This window comes from Pantoea sp. M_9 (genome assembly GCF_008631385.1).
Lineage (GTDB): Bacteria > Pseudomonadota > Gammaproteobacteria > Enterobacterales > Enterobacteriaceae > Pantoea > Pantoea eucrina.
In genome coordinates, this window is record NZ_VWUF01000005.1 from 90,408 (window position 1) to 106,802 (window position 16,395).

Consider the following 16,395-nt stretch of genomic DNA (forward strand, 5'->3'; position numbering starts at 1 on the left):
GATACATTAATTTAGGCCGGGCGGGCAGTACGACTGTTCGATGTACCGCTGCCTGAGGTCAGACAGCGGGCTTTTTGAATGCCTGCTTGTGCGAAATACGGGAAATAAGTTCGGTCAAAGAGAGCACCATGGTGGATCGCACCATCTGCAGATAACGCTGCTGCTGCATAATGCGCAGCGCCTCATCATCGCGGGTAAAGTCGGGCTGTGGCGGCCAGGCGACCACGCAGTGCAGTTCACTGAACGGACCCAGCACCTCGTCATCGGTAAAGCGATAGTCGCTGGCGTCGTGGTTCAGCTCTTCGCGCAGCGTCAGCAGCAGTTCGCAATCTTCATACTCCTGCCGCGTAATCACGCCCAGTCCGTAAACAAGCTTAAGACGTACCGACAGCTCGCCCAGCGGCCCGTCTCCCAGCAGCAGCGGTTCGACGGCGTACCTTACCGCATAATCATCTTTGCGAAAAACCTGCAGCACCAGCAGATTAACCGCTTCTGCCAGCAGTTCAACCGCAGCAATCAGAAAGCTTCTCACCGAACGACCGGCGTTCAGGCGCTCAAGCACCTGGTTTTCAAAAGCCTGCTTCTCTTCCATCATTGCCTGCATCGTTCAGCTACCGTCTGCGGGCGCAACCCTGTTGCGCCCGGTTTGCTCACCCGGGGGCGCGCATTATGCCATAGCGCTGTAAGCGCTCACCACAGCCTCTACTGCCTGACTCTCCGGCTCCAGTCCGGAAATTTTTACCAGCGTCTCTGCAACGCCCTGTTCCGCGATCAGCGTGGCCAGCTCCTGCGCCTGCGGATCGGCATCGCTGCGGTAGTGCATCGCGGCTGCGATCCCCTGCACCAGATTATCGTGCGGCAGCTGGTACTCCAGCGTGCCGAGCAGCGGTTTGATCAGGCGGTCGCCTGCGCTCAGCTTGCGCAGCGGCTGGCGGCCTACGCGCTCGACGTCATCTTTCAGGTAAGGGTTCTCAAAGCGGGTAAGGATTTTGCTGATGTAAGCCGCATGTTTTTCTGCGTCAAAACCGTAGCGCCTGATCAGAACCGCACCGCTCTCCTGCATGGCTCCTTCGACCACGGCGCGAATGCGGCTATCCAGGATCGCATCGCGAATGGTTACATGGCCCGCCAGTTTGCCCAGATAAGCGGTAATAGCGTGCCCGGTGTTAAGGGTAAAGAGCTTGCGTTCAACAAATGCCATCAGATTGTCGGTCAGCTCCATGCCAGGGATCGCCGGCAGCGCCCCTTTAAACTGTGTTTTATCAACAATCCATTCGCTGAAGGTCTCCACCGTCACTTCCAGCGGATCGCTGCTGCCCGCTTCAGAAGGCGGGACAATACGATCCACGGCGGAATCGACAAAGCCAATGTGCGCTTCTGCCCAGGCGTGATGCTGCGCCGGCAGCGCTTTCAGCACATGCTGCTTCAGCTGACTGGTGCCGCGCACCATATTTTCGCAGGCGATGATGTTAAGCGGTGCGGTATTACCCCGATCGTGACGGGCGATCAGACCCTGCGCCACGCTGCCGGCAATACGTTCCAGGATCTGCGGTCCGACGGCAGTCGTGACCAGATCGACTTCAGCGATCAGCGCAATGATGTCATCGCTGGTGCTGTTAACGGCGCTGACGCCGGTGACCGTCTCCGTTTTCGCCTGTTCGCCAACAACATGAACCGGATAGGTGTGACGGGCGTTAAGGGCATCCAGCACAACCTGATTGACGTCAGCAAAGACCAGCTCGATGCCGGCATCGGCCAGCAGTTTGCCGATAAATCCGCGACCAATATTGCCTGCTCCAAAATGTAACGCTTTCATAAAATTGACCCATCTCAAATAGCGAAAGGGCGGGCATTTCCGCCCCGGACACAGGGCGGGCCTGCCCGCCCCGGGGAAAAAACTGCTGACTGATTACGCTTTGACGCTGCTGCCTGAGAGCAGATCCAGCACTTCCTGCACGCTGCGGGTCTGCGCCAGTCGTTCAATCACGCTCTCATCATCCAGCGCGTTGGTCAGGCTGGTGATCACCTGAATGTGCTCATTGTTGCGGGCCGCAATCCCGATTACCAGGCGCGCTACCTCATCCGGCTCATCGCCAAACTGTACGCCTGCCGGATACTGACAGAACACCACGCCTGTCTTCAGCACGCGATCTTTCGCTTCTACCGTTCCGTGCGGAACCGCAATCGACTCACCCAGATAGGTCGGCGTCAGCTTTTCACGGGCCAGCATCGCCTCAACGTACTCTGGCTGGACATAGCCACCTTTTACCAGCTGCTCACCGGCAAAGCGGATCGCCTGCTCTTTGTTGCTGGCGCTCAGATCGAGGAAGACGTTATCCGCCCCGAGCTTAAACAGGTGCGTATTCTCGTTATCAAAGCTGTCTGCCAGCGTTGACTGCACCGTTTCGCGATGCGCCACGCTGCGGTTTACCGTAACCAGTCGCTCGGTCAGGTTGGTGTAGAGCGCGCTATCAAGGAAATTATTCAGCGAGATATGCTGCGCCTGCGGTGCCTGACGCATCGCCCGTTCCGTAAGATCGCGGTGTGTGATCACCAGGTCAACGTCACCCGGCAGCGCGTTAATAGCGCTGTTCGTCACCGAGACATTGGTGAGGCCTGCATCCTGAACTTTTTTGCGCAGCACGCCGGCACCCATGGCGCTGGAACCCATACCGGCGTCACAGGCAACGATGATTTTACGCACGTGGCTCACGTCTACGCTGTTAGCGTCAGCTACCACCGGCGCGCCTGCAGCCGGCTGACCTTTAGACTGCGCTTTCATGTCACGCATACGCTGGGTCGCCGCTTCAATATCTTCGTCTTCTTTCACTTTGCTGGTTTTCAGCAGGATAGAAGAGACAACAAAAGAGACGGCAAAAGCGGCCACGATAGCGGCAACGTTAGCAAAATAGGCGCCTTTTGGCGTCATCGCCAGCACCGCCAGGATAGAACCCGGTGACGCCGGAGAGACCAGGCCGCCATTCAGCAGCGTCAGGGTAAATACGCCGGTCATACCGCCCAGGATCACCGCCAGCAGCAGGCGCGGTGCCATCAGCACATACGGGAAGTAAATCTCATGGATGCCGCCGAGGAAGTGGATAATAGCGGCACCGCCCGCTGACTGTTTGGCACTGCCGCGACCAAAGATCATATAAGCGACCAGCACGCCCATGCCCGGGCCCGGGTTAGCTTCGATCAGGAAGAAGATCGATTTACCCGCTTCGCTCGCCTGCTGAATACCCAGCGGCGAGAAAATGCCGTGGTTGATGGCATTGTTAAGGAACAGGATTTTCGCCGGCTCAACAAAAATAGAGGTCAGCGGCAGCAGGTTGTTCTGCACCATCAGGTTAACCCCGGCGGCGAGAATGTGCGACAGCCCCTGCACCAGCGGACCAATAGCCAGGAACGCCAGCAGCGCCAGCAGCATACCGATGATGCCGGCGGAGAAGTTATTCACCAGCATCTCGAAACCGCTTTTGATCTTGCCGTCAACGGCACGGTCAAACGCGCGGATTGCCCAGCCGCCCAGCGGTCCGGCAAGCATCGCGCCGAGGAACATCGGCATATCGGCACCGACAATGACGCCCATTGTCGTAATGGCACCGACCACGCCACCGCGATCGCCGCCGACCAGACGGCCGCCGGTGAAGCCGATCAGCAGCGGCAGCAGATAAGTGATCATCGGACCGACGAGTTTCGCCAGCGTTTCGTTCGGGATCCATCCGGTTGGAATAAACAGCGCGGTGATGATACCCCATGCGATAAACGCACCGATGTTAGGCATCACCATATTACTCAGAAAGCGACCAAAGCTCTGCACTCTGACCTTGACTGATGAGGACATAAACCCACCCCTTATTGAGACGCGCTGCAATAAGAGCGCGCATTTGTTTTTGTTGAGACGTTACGGCGGGGGCCGTGGCATTACTGTATGCAGGCGGACTCTAGCACTTGTTCAGGGGCGTGCGTAGCGTTCGGAATTAGTGTGATCCATATCACGCAAAAGCGGGGTGAACAGGGGGGTGTAATGTGACTCTGGTCACACAAAGCCGGAATAAAAAAGCAGCGGCGCCGAAAAANAAAAAAACGGGTTTTATGTGATAAACCTCACTCTTTGGTAGTGCGGGTTTATTGCGGAAGTGTGATTCAGTTCACAAAGAATTTCTGGTCATAATTGCGCCAGATCACAGGCGGGCAGATAAAGCGCCAGGCTGCTATAACGTCAAGCGCAGCGAGAACCGGGCAGTAGTAATACTGCCCGTAACCGGCATTACTGCCAGGAGCCCTGTACGGCGTTTTGTGCCTGCGTCAGCGCCTGCGCGTTTGCAGAGAGCTCGCTCATCAGCGCATTGTACCGGGTCGCCTGATCCTGCGTCGGGAACTGTACGCCGCCATCATTAAACGTGACGCGCGTTCCCTGCGATTGCAGATAGTCACCGGTCTGCACAGCGCTCTGGCTCAGCGCCTGCAGCTTGGGCAGCAGCGGGATCAGCGTGCCTGCCGGCTGTGTAACCACTTTTGCATAGGCTGCGTCATACGACTTTTTCAGGTCGTCGGGCTGTTTAAGTGTCGCCTTGCTGCTGTCAGCCTGCATTTTCGCGCTCTGGATCTGCTGCGTCAGAACGCTGAGATTGCCGCTCACCTGGCGCAGGGTATCGCGGCGGGTCAGATAATCCTGCGGAACGCGAATTGCAGCCAGCTCATCCACGACCGGACGCATACCCTGTTCCGTGGCCTGACTCACCTGCTGAGAAAAGCCATACAGAATGGCATAGTCACTGGCGTAGTTACCGAAGGTCTGCTTCTGGTTTTCACTCAGTGCCGGCAGATGTTCACCGCTGCGCATCACGGTATTTTGCAGAAAATCGTTAAACGCCTTACGCTGATCGCCCTCTTTGTCACCGCAGGCGGTGAGTTGCAATACGATCAGCGCGCTGGCGAACAGCATGCCGGTGCGCATCCAGATGCGGGAAGTTCCTGACGCCATGTTTCAACTCCTGTCGTGACAAAATGGCAATGTGTGAATCGCTGAGAATGGTCCTAAAGAATAGTGCAATGGCCTGGCCTGCACAATGACCGAAGGCGTGCAGTGTGATGCTCTCTGGTCAGCGCGCCCGCACGGCACAGCAATCGTCAGCTGTGTGGCAGACCGCTGCCACATTTCAGTTCCTGACCAGCGTGCAATGTGAAGGAGTGCACGCAGTAAGGCTGGCATGATTCATCATCTTTCCTTAGATATGCACCAGACGGGTGCGTTCCTGCTCTATTATTGAACATTTTGCAGACAAAAATGCGGCAGCGGCGGTGCGAAACGCCTGCAGGGAGCGAAATGCAAATCTGGCGCTATTTTTGCTTTATTCAGGCCAGGGATCAGAGTGTGACAGACAGCAACTTTTTACCTGACAGGCACTTAAGAGTTACTGCAGGTTTTAGCCATAAGCAAGATGAAAAAATAATCAAAAAACAGACGGCAATTCCTGAATTCTGACCCATACTAAGAAACCCGGCAATTGTTGCATTGCGCTGACACATTCGCAGTGTCCAGCAGGCTGTGTCCCGTAACGGTTTTATAACTCTAACGTCCAAACCGCTGCGGGATGCAGCCTGATAAAGCCTGGTTTCAGCATCATTTGATGCTTACCTCTCTACTTTCACGTGCTTCATAGTGAGTTTTAAGGAGTTCTCTATGGAATTAAAAGATCCAATGGTTGAATTACTCAGCAGTCTTGAGCAAATTGTTTTGACACGTGATGCTAAGCCTTCCGTATCAGATATTGCACTCAACACGGTGTCAGTTCCCGAGCCACAGCGTTTACGTGAGATGACCGGCATGCAGGTGGATGAGTTCGCCCGCGTGATGGGGGTGAGCGTCTCATCAGTAAAAAGCTGGGAAGCGCAGCGCACGCGCCCCTCCGCTACGGCACGCAAATTGATGAAGCTGCTGCAGGCGAATCCCTATCTGGGACGGCAGCTGCTTGAGTAATACAATTATCGGTTCTCTGACCCGCCTGCACGGCGGGTTTTTTATTCCAGCGTTTCAAATTTAGCCGCCTGACGGGCAAACCAGCTTTCCGGAACGTTATAGGGAGGCTGCGACAGCTGCTGTAATCCCTGTTTAATATTCTGATGCGCCTGCTGCCAGAGCTGTTTATCGCCCTGCAACAGCAGCTGAATCTGCACCTGCTTCTCGATCAGATAAACGCGCGCAAAATCCGGGTCAAACTGCACTATCGCGCGGGTATTATCGATAATATCTGCCAGTTTAATTGTCTGCGCTTCGGGCGAGGCGTCCGCCGTATGCCGGAAATGAGCCAGCTTGCGCGCCGCACGGTTTCTGGCCTGCGGCTGGGCGCTGTCGGTCAGCATCGCAACCAGCCCGGCCACGCGCTGGCCAAACTGCTGTTCAATATCCTGTAGCGTGCTGGATGTGTCTTCTACCGTATCGTGCAGCCAGGCAGCTGCCAGCATCTCTTCATCATCGGTGACGCTGCGAACCAGTTCAGCCACTGCCTGTGGATGAACGATATAGGGCTCATCGGTGTATTTACGCCGCTGGCCTGCAGCCGCATGAAGCTCAGTAGCAAAGCGACGCGCCTGCTCTTCCAGTGAATCCTGCATCTTCACTCTCCCGTGAAAAGTAGCTTGCAATTATATAGCGCGCTATCTATATTGATCTGCATGAACAGTAATCAAGATGGCAAAAAAGTGAAGCGGCCGCCACTCCAGGTTGATCAGCATCTCTGTTTCGCACTCTACTCGGCGAATCTGGCCATGCATAAGGTCTATCGTCAGCAGCTGACGGCACTCAATATTACCTATCCGCAATACCTGGTGATGCTGGTGCTCTGGGCGCAGGATGGAGTCACGGTATCAGAAATTGGCGAACAGCTGTTTCTTGATTCCGCGACGCTGACGCCGCTGCTTAAGCGGCTGGAAACAGCCGGGCTGGTACGCCGGCAGCGTTCACGCCAGGATGAACGGCAGGTCGTGGTGACGCTGACCGATGAGGGGCGCGAGCTACAGGCGCGCGCCGCTGCGATTCCGGAAGCGGTGCAGTGTGCGACGGCCTGTGACACCGGGACGATGACAGCGCTGAAAGAGCAGCTTGATATGCTGCGAACCAATCTGAACCGCGCAGGCTGACTGCGCGGATAGAAAAGCATTTACATGAGCGCGGATAAGTAGCGCGCTATTATATAGCGAACGGAGATAAAGTATGTCTTTAGAGAAAGTGGTTTATACAGCTAAAGCAAAAGCAACCGGTGGCCGTGACGGACGTGCAACCTCTTCTGACAACGTACTGGACGTTAAGCTGGGCGTGCCGAAAGAGATGGGCGGAGCCGGTGGCGAGGCAACTAACCCTGAACAGCTGTTTGCGGCGGGCTATTCAGCCTGTTTCCTCGGCGCCATGAAATTTGTTGCCGGTCGCGATAAAATCGCGATGCCAAAAGAGGCGTGGATTGAAGGTGAAGTTGGCATCGGCCCGATTCCGACCGGGTTTGGTATTGAAGCGACGCTGAATATCCACCTGCCGGAGATGGATGCTGCAGAAGCCCAAAAGCTGGTCGATGCTGCACACATTGTGTGCCCTTACTCTAATGCCACCCGCGGCAATATCGACGTGACGCTGAACATCATTAATTAAGCACGCACGCGGTTAACCGGGCTCCTGCGGGAGCCTTTTTTATTCGCCCGCTTTTAGCCCGCACAAAAAAATCTGGTCTTACCATTGGTTAAATGTTCTACTGCTGCGCTTAACACGGCATCGCAGTTATTTTCGGTTCAGATTCGTCCCGATCCTGCTCGATACGTCACGCTTTTCCATTCTCAAAGCGAACCTTGCTGTCTGAACAGAGTCACAGGAACGGTGATAAATCGACACCGGGTCGGGAACAGAAAATTTAAATGAATTATATCAAAAGCTTAACTCAGCAGAAGCTCTCTCTGCTGCTCGCACTTTATCTTGGCATCCTGCTAAACCTGCCAATTTTTTACCGCCGCTTTGACGGCTTCTTAACCAGATCAACCCCGTCCGACTGGCTTTCTGCTGTTGCTGAAGTCACGGCCGCTGTTTTGCTTACCTTTTTCCTGATGCGCCTGCTCTCGCTGGGTGGAAAATGGGCTTACCGCGTGCTGGCCAGTCTGCTGGTGGTGATTTCCGTAGCCGCGGCATATTACATGACCTTTTTTAATGTCGTGATTGGCTACGGCATCGTGGCTTCGGTTATGACAACCGACATCGATCTCTCTAAAGAAGTGATCGGTCTGCACTTTGTTGTCTGGATGGTGCTGGTCAGCGCGCTGCCGCTGCTGCTGATCTGGCGCAACCGGCTGCGTATGACGCTGATTGAGCAGCTGAAAACGCCGGGACAGCGCCTGAAACCGGTAGCCATTATGCTGCTGAGCGTGGCGCTGGTATGGCTGCCGATCCGCTACTTTGACAAACTGCAGAAAACGCAGGAAGAGATCACGAATATCGATCTGCCCAGCTATGGCGGGGTAGTGGCACACTCTTATCTGCCTTCTAACTGGATTGCCGCTCTGGGGCTGTTTACCTGGACTAAAGTGGATGAAAAGCTGGACAGCGAAGCGCTGTTCGATCCGGCGAAAAACTTTACCTATGTGGCACCGGCAGGCATTGATGACACTTACGTCGTGTTTGTGATCGGTGAAACCACGCGCTGGGATCATATGGGGATGCTGGGCTACGATCGCGATACCACGCCAAAGCTCTCCAAAGAGAAAAACCTGGTGGCGTTTCGCGGTGAGTCCTGCGACACCGCAACCAAGCTCTCGCTGCGCTGCATGTTTGTTCGCGAAGGCGGCACGATGGATAACCCGGGTCGCACCCTGAAAGAGCAGAACGTATTTGCCGTCATGAAAGAGCTGGGTTTCACCTCTGAGCTGTTCGCCATGCAGAGCGAGGTCTGGTTTTATGATAATGCCGATGTGAATAATTTCTCTTTCCGCGAACAGATCGGCTCTGAAAAGCGTAATCAGGGTAAAGCGGTAGACGACATGCTGCTGGTGCCGGAACTGCAGGCTTCCCTGCAGCGTTTCCCGAAAGGCAAACATCTGGTGGTGCTGCATACCAAAGGCTCACACTATCTTTACTCGCAGCGCTATCCCCGCAGCTTCGCGCGTTATCAGCCTGAGTGCATGGGCGTGGATGACACCTGCAGCAAAGCGCAGTTGATCAACGCTTATGACAACTCCATTTTGTATGTGGACTCGATGCTCGACAGCGTGCTGGATCAGCTGCGTGATAAAAAAGCGCTGGTGTTCTATGCGGCGGATCACGGCGAGTCGATCAGTGAAAATATGCACCTGCACGGGACCCCACGTGAGATGGCGCCGCCGGAGCAGTTCCGCGTGCCGATGATGGTCTGGGCGTCCGATAAATATCTGGACGATCCGGTTAACCGCAGCAACTTTGAGCGGCTGCAGGCGCAGCAGCGTGTCGGTAAAACGCATCGTCACGTTGAGCTGTTTGATACCATACTGGGCTGTCTGGGCTACACCTCACCCAATGGCGGTATCAATCCGGCAAACAACTGGTGTCAGGCTCCCGCCGCTAAAGCACAGAGCAATCTCTGACCGGTATGCCCGCGCTGGGATCGCTTTCCCGGCGCGGGTTGCCTGCTTTTCAGGCAATCAGGCAGCTTTAAAGGGAAAAGGGATTGACGCTGTAAAGGCGCAGCAGTAATATTCGCCCCCATCGGCGAGTAGCGCAGCTTGGTAGCGCAACTGGTTTGGGACCAGTGGGTCGGAGGTTCGAATCCTCTCTCGCCGACCATCATTTAAGAAACCTGCTTTGCGAAAAGCAGGTTTTTTTTCGTCTGTCGTATTTGCACTCTCAGGGGGAAATACGCGACCGCTCCGTAAAGACGCTGTCCCGTCTCTGATTGTCCGGCACACGCCATCCGTGGCGTGTGACGCTTTACTCCACGACCCCGCATTTCACCCTTTATCCGGCTTCGGCGATGACTGAAGATTTACTGACCTTTTCTGAACCAGACTCACATTCCGGCAGCGATCAGGCAAAGTCATCAATTTACGCATTCCATTAATCATTACCGGGATAAACCTTATTATCCCTCAACACCGCTCTTCATCCCTTGCTGCATCAAAGCACCTCTCTTAATTCGCGACACATTCTGCTTATGACCAGCTTTTGCTTTTTGCTGATTTCTTATGCCATTACGCCAGCATATTTCGCTGCCTGAACGTCATAACGCACGGGGAATCGTTCATATATTCAACATTTACCGACAACTTTAAGATGTTTTTTAACGGTGATAATCACTGTTATCTGACGCAAGCGCCAGATAATCCAGCGGTATCGAACGCTTTTTCACCGCTTTATATATCGGTTTCTCTCTCTAATTCTCTTTTTTATCGTTGCTTGCACTTACTCACACTCTGTGTAAATAACCCCACATTGTATTGACGTTCGTTGCAACTGTTGACAAATTGATGCCTCAGTAAGATGTAGAGACGGACGCATCTGGCTGGTTTACCCCGCCAGGGCAATAACAATAACCGCTCACATTCTGGTCGCTGTCAGACCTGCCCGTACCGCATAAAAAAATCAGAGGACGGGCGATGCACACAACATCACATCACAATGGAGCAAAACATGATGAACTCCCGGGCTAAATCCAGGATGCTGAAGGCCGGTCTCAGCCTGATTGCGATGACCGTCGCTGCCGGTGTTCAGGCGAAGACCCTTGTCTACTGTTCAGAAGGCTCGCCGGAAGGTTTCAACCCGCAGCTCTTTACCTCTGGCACCACCTATGATGCCAGCTCGGTCCCGATTTATAACCGTCTGGTTGAGTTTAAAACCGGCACCACTGAACTGCAGCCAGGCCTGGCTGAAAAGTGGGATGTCAGCGAAGATGGCAAAACCTACACTTTCCACCTGCGCCAGGGTGTGAAGTGGCAGAGCACGAAAGATTTCAAACCGACGCGCGAGTTTAACGCCGATGACGTGGTGTTTTCATTTGAGCGCCAGCTCGATAAAAACAACAAATTCCACGGCGTCTCTGGCGGCAGCTATGAATATTTCGAAGGCATGGATATGCCGAAGCTGATCGGCAAAATTGAAAAAGTTGACGATCACACCGTGCGTTTCACCCTGACCCGTCCTGAAGCGCCTTTCCTCGCTGACCTCGGTATGGACTTCGCTTCTATTCTTTCCAAAGAGTATGCGGACAACATGCTGAAAGCAGGCACGCCGGAAAAAATCGACCTCAATCCGGTCGGCACCGGTCCGTTTGTACTGCAGCAGTATCAGAAAGATTCGCGCATTCTCTACAAAGCGAACCCGGACTTCTGGGGGACTAAACCAAAAATCGACCGTCTGGTCTTCTCTATTACACCAGATGCGTCAGTGCGCTACGCCAAGCTGCAGAAAGGCGAGTGTCAGGTGATGCCTTATCCGAATCCGGCGGACATCGCCAGCATGAAGAAAGATGGCAAAATCAATCTGATGGAGCAGCCTGGCCTGAACGTGGGTTATCTCTCATTTAACACAGAGAAAAAGCCGCTGGATAACGCCAAAGTGCGTCAGGCGCTGACCATGGCGGTGAACAAGCAGGCGATCATTGATGCGGTCTATCAGGGAGCAGGGCAGGCAGCGAAAAACCTGATCCCGCCAACCATGTGGGGCTATAACGACGAGATCAAAGATTACGCCTACGATCCGGAAAAAGCCAAAGCGCTGCTGAAAGAAGCAGGCATGGCGGATGGCTTCTCTATCGATCTCTGGGCAATGCCGGTGCAGCGTCCATACAACCCGAACGCGCGCCGCATGGCGGAGATGGTTCAGGCGGACTGGGCGAAAATTGGCGTAAAAGCCAAAATTGTTACCTATGAGTGGGGCGAATATCTCAAGCGCGCCAAAGCAGGCGAACACCAGACGGTCATGATGGGCTGGACCGGCGATAATGGCGACCCGGATAACTTCTTTGCCACGCTGTTCAGCTGTGCAGCGGCCAAAGATGGCTCCAACTACTCCCGCTGGTGCTACAAGCCGTTTGAAGATCTGATTCAGCCGGCGCGTGCAGAAGCCGATCACAACAAACGTATTGCGCTCTACAAGCAGGCGCAGGTCGTTATGCACGATCAGGCCCCGGCGCTGATCATTGCACACTCGACCGTCTATGAGCCTGTCAGCAAGAAAGTGAGCGGTTATGTGGTTGATCCGTTAGGTAAGCATCACTTCGAAAACGTCGATATTCAGGAATAACCCTTTCGGATTATCACGGTGAGGGCCAGCCTGCTGGCCCTCGGATACGCTCTTTGCCATCCGCGTCCCGTACTTTTTTCCGGCAAATACTTTTACTGAAGCGCTGCCTGCATCGCGTCCGGCTTTGCCGACCGCGCGTTATGAGCAATGTAGTCCCGCGACGACTTTCCGCTGCGGGAGAATGACTGAGAATCCGGCTTATGCTGCAATTCATACTCCGACGTCTGGGCCTTGTCATCCCGACGTTTATCGGTATTACTCTACTGACCTTTGCGTTTGTTCATCTGATCCCCGGCGACCCGGTGCTGATCATGGCGGGCGAACGCGGTATCTCTCCGGAGCGTCACGCACAGCTGATGGCGCAGTTTGGCCTCGACCAGCCGATGTGGAAGCAGTACATCAGCTATATCAATGGGGTGCTGCACGGCGATCTCGGTATCTCCCTGAAGAGCCGCATTCCGGTGTGGGAGGAGTTTGTCCCGCGCTTTCAGGCGACGCTGGAGCTGGGCATCTGCGCCATGCTGTTTGCTATCGCCGTGGGTATTCCGGTGGGCGTACTGGCCGCCGTAAAGCGTGGCTCAATTTTCGATCATACCGCCGTGGGGATCTCCCTGACCGGCTACTCCATGCCGATCTTCTGGTGGGGCATCATGCTGATTATGCTGGTATCGGTGCAGCTTAACCTGACGCCGGTCTCTGGCCGGGTCAGCGATACCATCTTCCTTGACGACAGCCATCCTCTGACCGGTTTTATGCTGATCGATACGCTCTTGTGGGGAGAAGAGGGCGACTTCAAAGATGCGGTCATGCATATGATCCTGCCGGCGATTGTGCTGGGCACCATTCCGCTGGCGGTGATTGTGCGTATGACGCGCTCCTCCATGCTGGAGGTGCTGGGCGAGGATTATATCCGCACCGCCCGCGCCAAAGGGCTGACGCGTATGCGGGTGATTGTTGTGCATGCGCTGCGTAATGCGATGCTGCCGGTGGTCACCGTTATCGGTCTGCAGGTCGGTACCCTGCTGGCCGGTGCGATTCTGACCGAGACGATCTTCTCATGGCCGGGTCTGGGCCGCTGGCTGATTGAAGCGCTGCAGCGCCGCGACTATCCGGTAGTGCAGGGCGGCGTGCTGCTGGTTGCCATCCTGATCATTCTGGTCAACCTGCTGGTTGATCTGCTGTATGGCGTGGTTAACCCGCGCATCCGACATAAGAAATAAGGGGGAGCTATGTCTGCTGTTGAACCCGCGCGCGTAACTGCCGCACCAAAGCCGATGACCCCGTTTCAGGAATTCTGGCACTACTTTAAACGTAATAAGGGCGCGGTCATCGGCCTGGTTTACATCACGCTGATGCTGCTGATTGCGATTTTTGCCGATTTCCTGGCACCGCACGGTCCGGCAGAGCAGTTCCGCGATGCGCTGCTGCATCCGCCGGTATGGCAGGAGGGCGGCAGCTGGAGTTATATCCTCGGCACCGATGATGTGGGCCGCGATATTTTGTCACGCCTGATGTTCGGGGCGCGCCTGTCGCTGCTGGTAGGCTGCCTGGTTGTGGTGCTGTCACTGATTTTCGGCGTGATCTTTGGCCTGATGGCGGGCTATCTCGGTGGTGTAGTGGATGCCACCATTATGCGCCTGGTCGATATCATGCTGGCGCTGCCCAGCCTGCTGCTGGCGCTGGTGCTGGTAGCCATCTTTGGCCCCTCCATCGTCAACGCTTCGCTGGCGCTGACGTTTGTGGCGCTGCCGCACTATATCCGCCTGACGCGCGCGGCGGTGCTGGTGGAGGTTAACCGCGATTATGTTACCGCTTCCGGCGTGGCAGGCGCGGGAACGCTGCGTCAGATGTTCGTCAATATTCTGCCAAACTGCCTGGCTCCACTGATTGTGCAGGCATCGCTCGGTTTCTCCAACGCCATTCTCGACATGGCGGCGCTGGGCTTTCTCGGAATGGGGGCGCAGCCGCCAACGCCGGAGTGGGGCACCATGCTCTCCGACGTTCTGCAGTATGCGCAAAGTGCCTGGTGGGTAGTGACCTTCCCCGGAGTGGTCATCCTGCTGACGGTTCTGGCATTCAACCTCATGGGCGATGGTTTGCGTGATGCACTCGACCCGAAACTCAAGCAGTAAAGAGGCACCGAGATGGCGTTATTAAATGTAGAGAAGTTATCGGTGCATTTCGGCGACGAAAAAACACCGTTCCGTGCGGTTGACCGCATCAGTTATCAGATAGAGCAGGGCCAGGTCGTCGGGATTGTCGGTGAGTCGGGCTCCGGTAAATCAGTCAGTTCGCTGGCGATTATGGGTCTGATCGATTTTCCTGGCCGCGTCATGGCTGAGAAGCTGGAGTTTAACCAGCGCGATTTGCAGAAGATCTCTGAAAAAGAGCGCCGGCAGCTGGTTGGCGCAGAAGTTGCGATGATTTTTCAGGATCCGATGACCAGCCTTAATCCCTGCTATACCGTGGGTTTCCAGATTATGGAAGCGCTCAAGGTGCATCAGGGCGGCAGTAAACGCACCCGCCGCCAGCGCGCTATCGATCTGCTGGAGCAGGTCGGTATTCCCGATCCGGCTTCGCGGCTGGATGTCTATCCGCACCAGCTGTCGGGCGGCATGAGCCAGCGCGTGATGATCGCCATGGCGATTGCCTGCAAGCCTAAACTGCTGATTGCCGATGAGCCAACCACGGCGCTGGATGTCACCATTCAGGCGCAGATCATCGAACTGCTGCTGGCGCTGCAGAAGCAGGAGAACATGGCGCTGATCCTCATTACCCACGATCTGGCGCTGGTTGCCGAAGCGGCGCAGCACATTATCGTGATGTATGCCGGTCAGGTGGTGGAGAGTGGCAAAGCTGTGGATATCTTCAAAGCGCCGCGTCATCCCTATACGCAGGCGCTGCTGCGCGCGCTGCCGGAGTTTGCGGCAGACAAAGCGCGGCTGGCATCGCTGCCAGGCGTGGTGCCGGGCAAATATGACCGCCCCTCTGGCTGTCTGCTGAATCCGCGCTGCCCCTATGTGACCGATCGCTGCCGTACCGAAGAACCTGCGCTGCGCGATATTCCGGGCCGCCAGTCTAAATGCCACTTCCCACTGGATGATGCCGGGAGACCGACCTATGAGTCCTGATAACATGAAGCAGGATTATCTGCTGCAGGCGATTGACCTGAAAAAACACTACCCGGTGAAGAAAGGCCTGTTTGGTCAGGAGCGCCTGGTGAAGGCGCTTGATGGCGTCTCCTTCAACCTTGAACGGGGTAAAACGCTGGCGGTAGTTGGCGAGTCGGGCTGCGGAAAATCCACGCTTGGCCGTCTGCTGACCATGATCGAAACCCCGACCGAAGGCGAGCTTTACTGGCACGGACAGGATTTGCTGAAGCACGATCCACAGGCGCAAAAACTACGCCGGCAGAAAATTCAGATCATCTTTCAGAACCCCTACGGCTCACTCAACCCGCGTAAAAAAATCAGCCAGATCCTCGAAGAGCCGCTGATTATTAACACCGCGCTGAGCAAAGCAGAGCGGCGTGAAAAAATGCTGGAGATGATGGCGAAAGTGGGTCTCAAGACCGAACATTACGATCGCTATCCGCACATGTTCTCCGGCGGTCAGCGTCAGCGTATTGCCATTGCGCGCGGGCTGATGCTGGATCCGGATGTCCTGATCGCGGATGAGCCGGTTTCGGCGCTCGATGTTTCAGTGCGCGCGCAGGTGCTGAACCTGATGATGGATCTGCAGCAGGACCTCGGCCTCTCCTACGTCTTTATTTCGCACGACCTCTCAGTGGTAGAGCACATCGCCGATGAAGTCATGGTGATGTACCTGGGACGCTGCGTGGAGAAAGGCAGTAAAGAAGCGATCTTCAGCAATCCGCGTCATCCTTATACGCAGGCGCTGCTTTCCGCCACGCCACGTCTTAATCCGGATGAGCGGCGCGAGCGTATTAAACTGACCGGTGAGCTGCCCAGCCCGCTCAATCCGCCGCCAGGCTGCGCGTTCAACGCGCGCTGCCGTCGCCGTTTTGGCACCTGCGTGCAGCTGCAGCCAAAACTCAAACGCTATGGCGATCAGCAGGTTGCCTGCTTTGCGGTCGATCAGGATGAAAACCAGCCGCTGGAAACACCCTGATTAACGCCACTGAT

General features: G+C 55.4%; 15 protein-coding genes and 1 tRNA gene. 11 read left to right on the top strand and 5 right to left on the bottom strand.

From position 1 onward, the window contains the following. Positions 1-58 precede the first annotated feature (58 nt). The 4 genes from mtlR to F3I15_RS10295 all read right to left on the bottom strand — a co-directional run bounded on the left by mtlR (position 59) and on the right by F3I15_RS10295 (position 4,987). Positions 59-604, bottom strand: a complete 546-nt coding sequence (gene mtlR / locus F3I15_RS10280; RefSeq protein ID WP_175540444.1) for a mannitol operon repressor MtlR — start codon at positions 602-604, stop codon at positions 59-61. 63 nt (positions 605-667) lie between these two features. After that, positions 668-1,816: a mannitol-1-phosphate 5-dehydrogenase gene (gene mtlD / locus F3I15_RS10285; protein WP_150017838.1), complete on the bottom strand. Its 1,149-nt coding sequence runs from the start codon at positions 1,814-1,816 to the stop codon at positions 668-670. Positions 1,817-1,909: 93 nt separating this feature from the next. Beyond that, on the bottom strand, positions 1,910-3,844 hold the full coding sequence (locus tag F3I15_RS10290) for a PTS mannitol transporter subunit IICBA (RefSeq protein WP_150017839.1): 1,935 nt from the start codon (positions 3,842-3,844) through the stop codon (positions 1,910-1,912). Positions 3,845-4,270: 426 nt separating this feature from the next. Then, positions 4,271-4,987, bottom strand: coding sequence for a DUF3053 domain-containing protein (locus tag F3I15_RS10295; RefSeq protein WP_108570086.1), 717 nt, complete (start codon positions 4,985-4,987; stop codon positions 4,271-4,273). Positions 4,988-5,329: 342 nt separating this feature from the next. Here F3I15_RS10295 and F3I15_RS18220 point away from each other — a divergent pair, with 342 nt between their 5' ends. Both F3I15_RS18220 and F3I15_RS10300 read left to right on the top strand, forming a co-directional pair. Then, on the top strand, positions 5,330-5,488 hold the full coding sequence (locus tag F3I15_RS18220; RefSeq protein WP_190314991.1) for a hypothetical protein: 159 nt from the start codon (positions 5,330-5,332) through the stop codon (positions 5,486-5,488). Positions 5,489-5,686: 198 nt separating this feature from the next. Further along, entirely contained in the window at positions 5,687-5,983 is a 297-nt protein-coding gene (locus F3I15_RS10300) for an HTH-type transcriptional regulator (RefSeq protein ID WP_039381633.1), read from the top strand. A gap of 41 nt (positions 5,984-6,024) precedes the next feature. Here F3I15_RS10300 and F3I15_RS10305 read toward each other — a convergent pair whose 3' ends face one another. Next, positions 6,025-6,618, bottom strand: coding sequence for an HD domain-containing protein (locus tag F3I15_RS10305; RefSeq protein WP_150017840.1), 594 nt, complete (start codon positions 6,616-6,618; stop codon positions 6,025-6,027). A gap of 60 nt (positions 6,619-6,678) precedes the next feature. Here F3I15_RS10305 and F3I15_RS10310 point away from each other — a divergent pair, with 60 nt between their 5' ends. The 9 genes from F3I15_RS10310 to dppF all read left to right on the top strand — a co-directional run bounded on the left by F3I15_RS10310 (position 6,679) and on the right by dppF (position 16,381). Next, positions 6,679-7,143: a MarR family winged helix-turn-helix transcriptional regulator gene (locus tag F3I15_RS10310; RefSeq protein ID WP_150017841.1), complete on the top strand. Its 465-nt coding sequence runs from the start codon at positions 6,679-6,681 to the stop codon at positions 7,141-7,143. Positions 7,144-7,216: 73 nt separating this feature from the next. Then, a complete protein-coding gene (locus F3I15_RS10315; RefSeq protein WP_108570089.1) occupies positions 7,217-7,645 on the top strand; it encodes an organic hydroperoxide resistance protein in 429 nt (142 codons plus the stop codon). Between the two features lie 260 nt (positions 7,646-7,905). Beyond that, positions 7,906-9,597, top strand: a complete 1,692-nt coding sequence (gene eptB / locus F3I15_RS10320; RefSeq protein ID WP_150017842.1) for a kdo(2)-lipid A phosphoethanolamine 7''-transferase — start codon at positions 7,906-7,908, stop codon at positions 9,595-9,597. 122 nt (positions 9,598-9,719) lie between these two features. Beyond that, positions 9,720-9,796, top strand: a tRNA-Pro gene (locus tag F3I15_RS10325). Positions 9,797-10,639: 843 nt separating this feature from the next. Continuing rightward, complete coding sequence (dppA, locus tag F3I15_RS10330) at positions 10,640-12,250, top strand: dipeptide ABC transporter periplasmic-binding protein DppA (RefSeq protein ID WP_150017843.1); 1,611 nt, start codon at positions 10,640-10,642, stop codon at positions 12,248-12,250. Between the two features lie 200 nt (positions 12,251-12,450). Continuing rightward, positions 12,451-13,470 (top strand): dipeptide ABC transporter permease DppB, encoded by a 1,020-nt coding sequence (gene dppB / locus F3I15_RS10335; RefSeq protein ID WP_150017844.1) that lies wholly within the window; start codon positions 12,451-12,453, stop codon positions 13,468-13,470. Positions 13,471-13,479: 9 nt separating this feature from the next. Further along, complete coding sequence (gene dppC, locus F3I15_RS10340) at positions 13,480-14,382, top strand: dipeptide ABC transporter permease DppC (protein ID WP_150017845.1); 903 nt, start codon at positions 13,480-13,482, stop codon at positions 14,380-14,382. Between the two features lie 12 nt (positions 14,383-14,394). Further along, positions 14,395-15,381, top strand: a complete 987-nt coding sequence (gene dppD, locus F3I15_RS10345) for a dipeptide ABC transporter ATP-binding protein (RefSeq protein WP_150017846.1) — start codon at positions 14,395-14,397, stop codon at positions 15,379-15,381. After that, on the top strand, positions 15,371-16,381 hold the full coding sequence (dppF, locus tag F3I15_RS10350; RefSeq protein WP_150017847.1) for a dipeptide ABC transporter ATP-binding subunit DppF: 1,011 nt from the start codon (positions 15,371-15,373) through the stop codon (positions 16,379-16,381). The genes dppD and dppF overlap by 11 nt, the downstream gene beginning before the upstream one ends. The last annotated feature ends 14 nt before the right edge of the window (positions 16,382-16,395 follow it).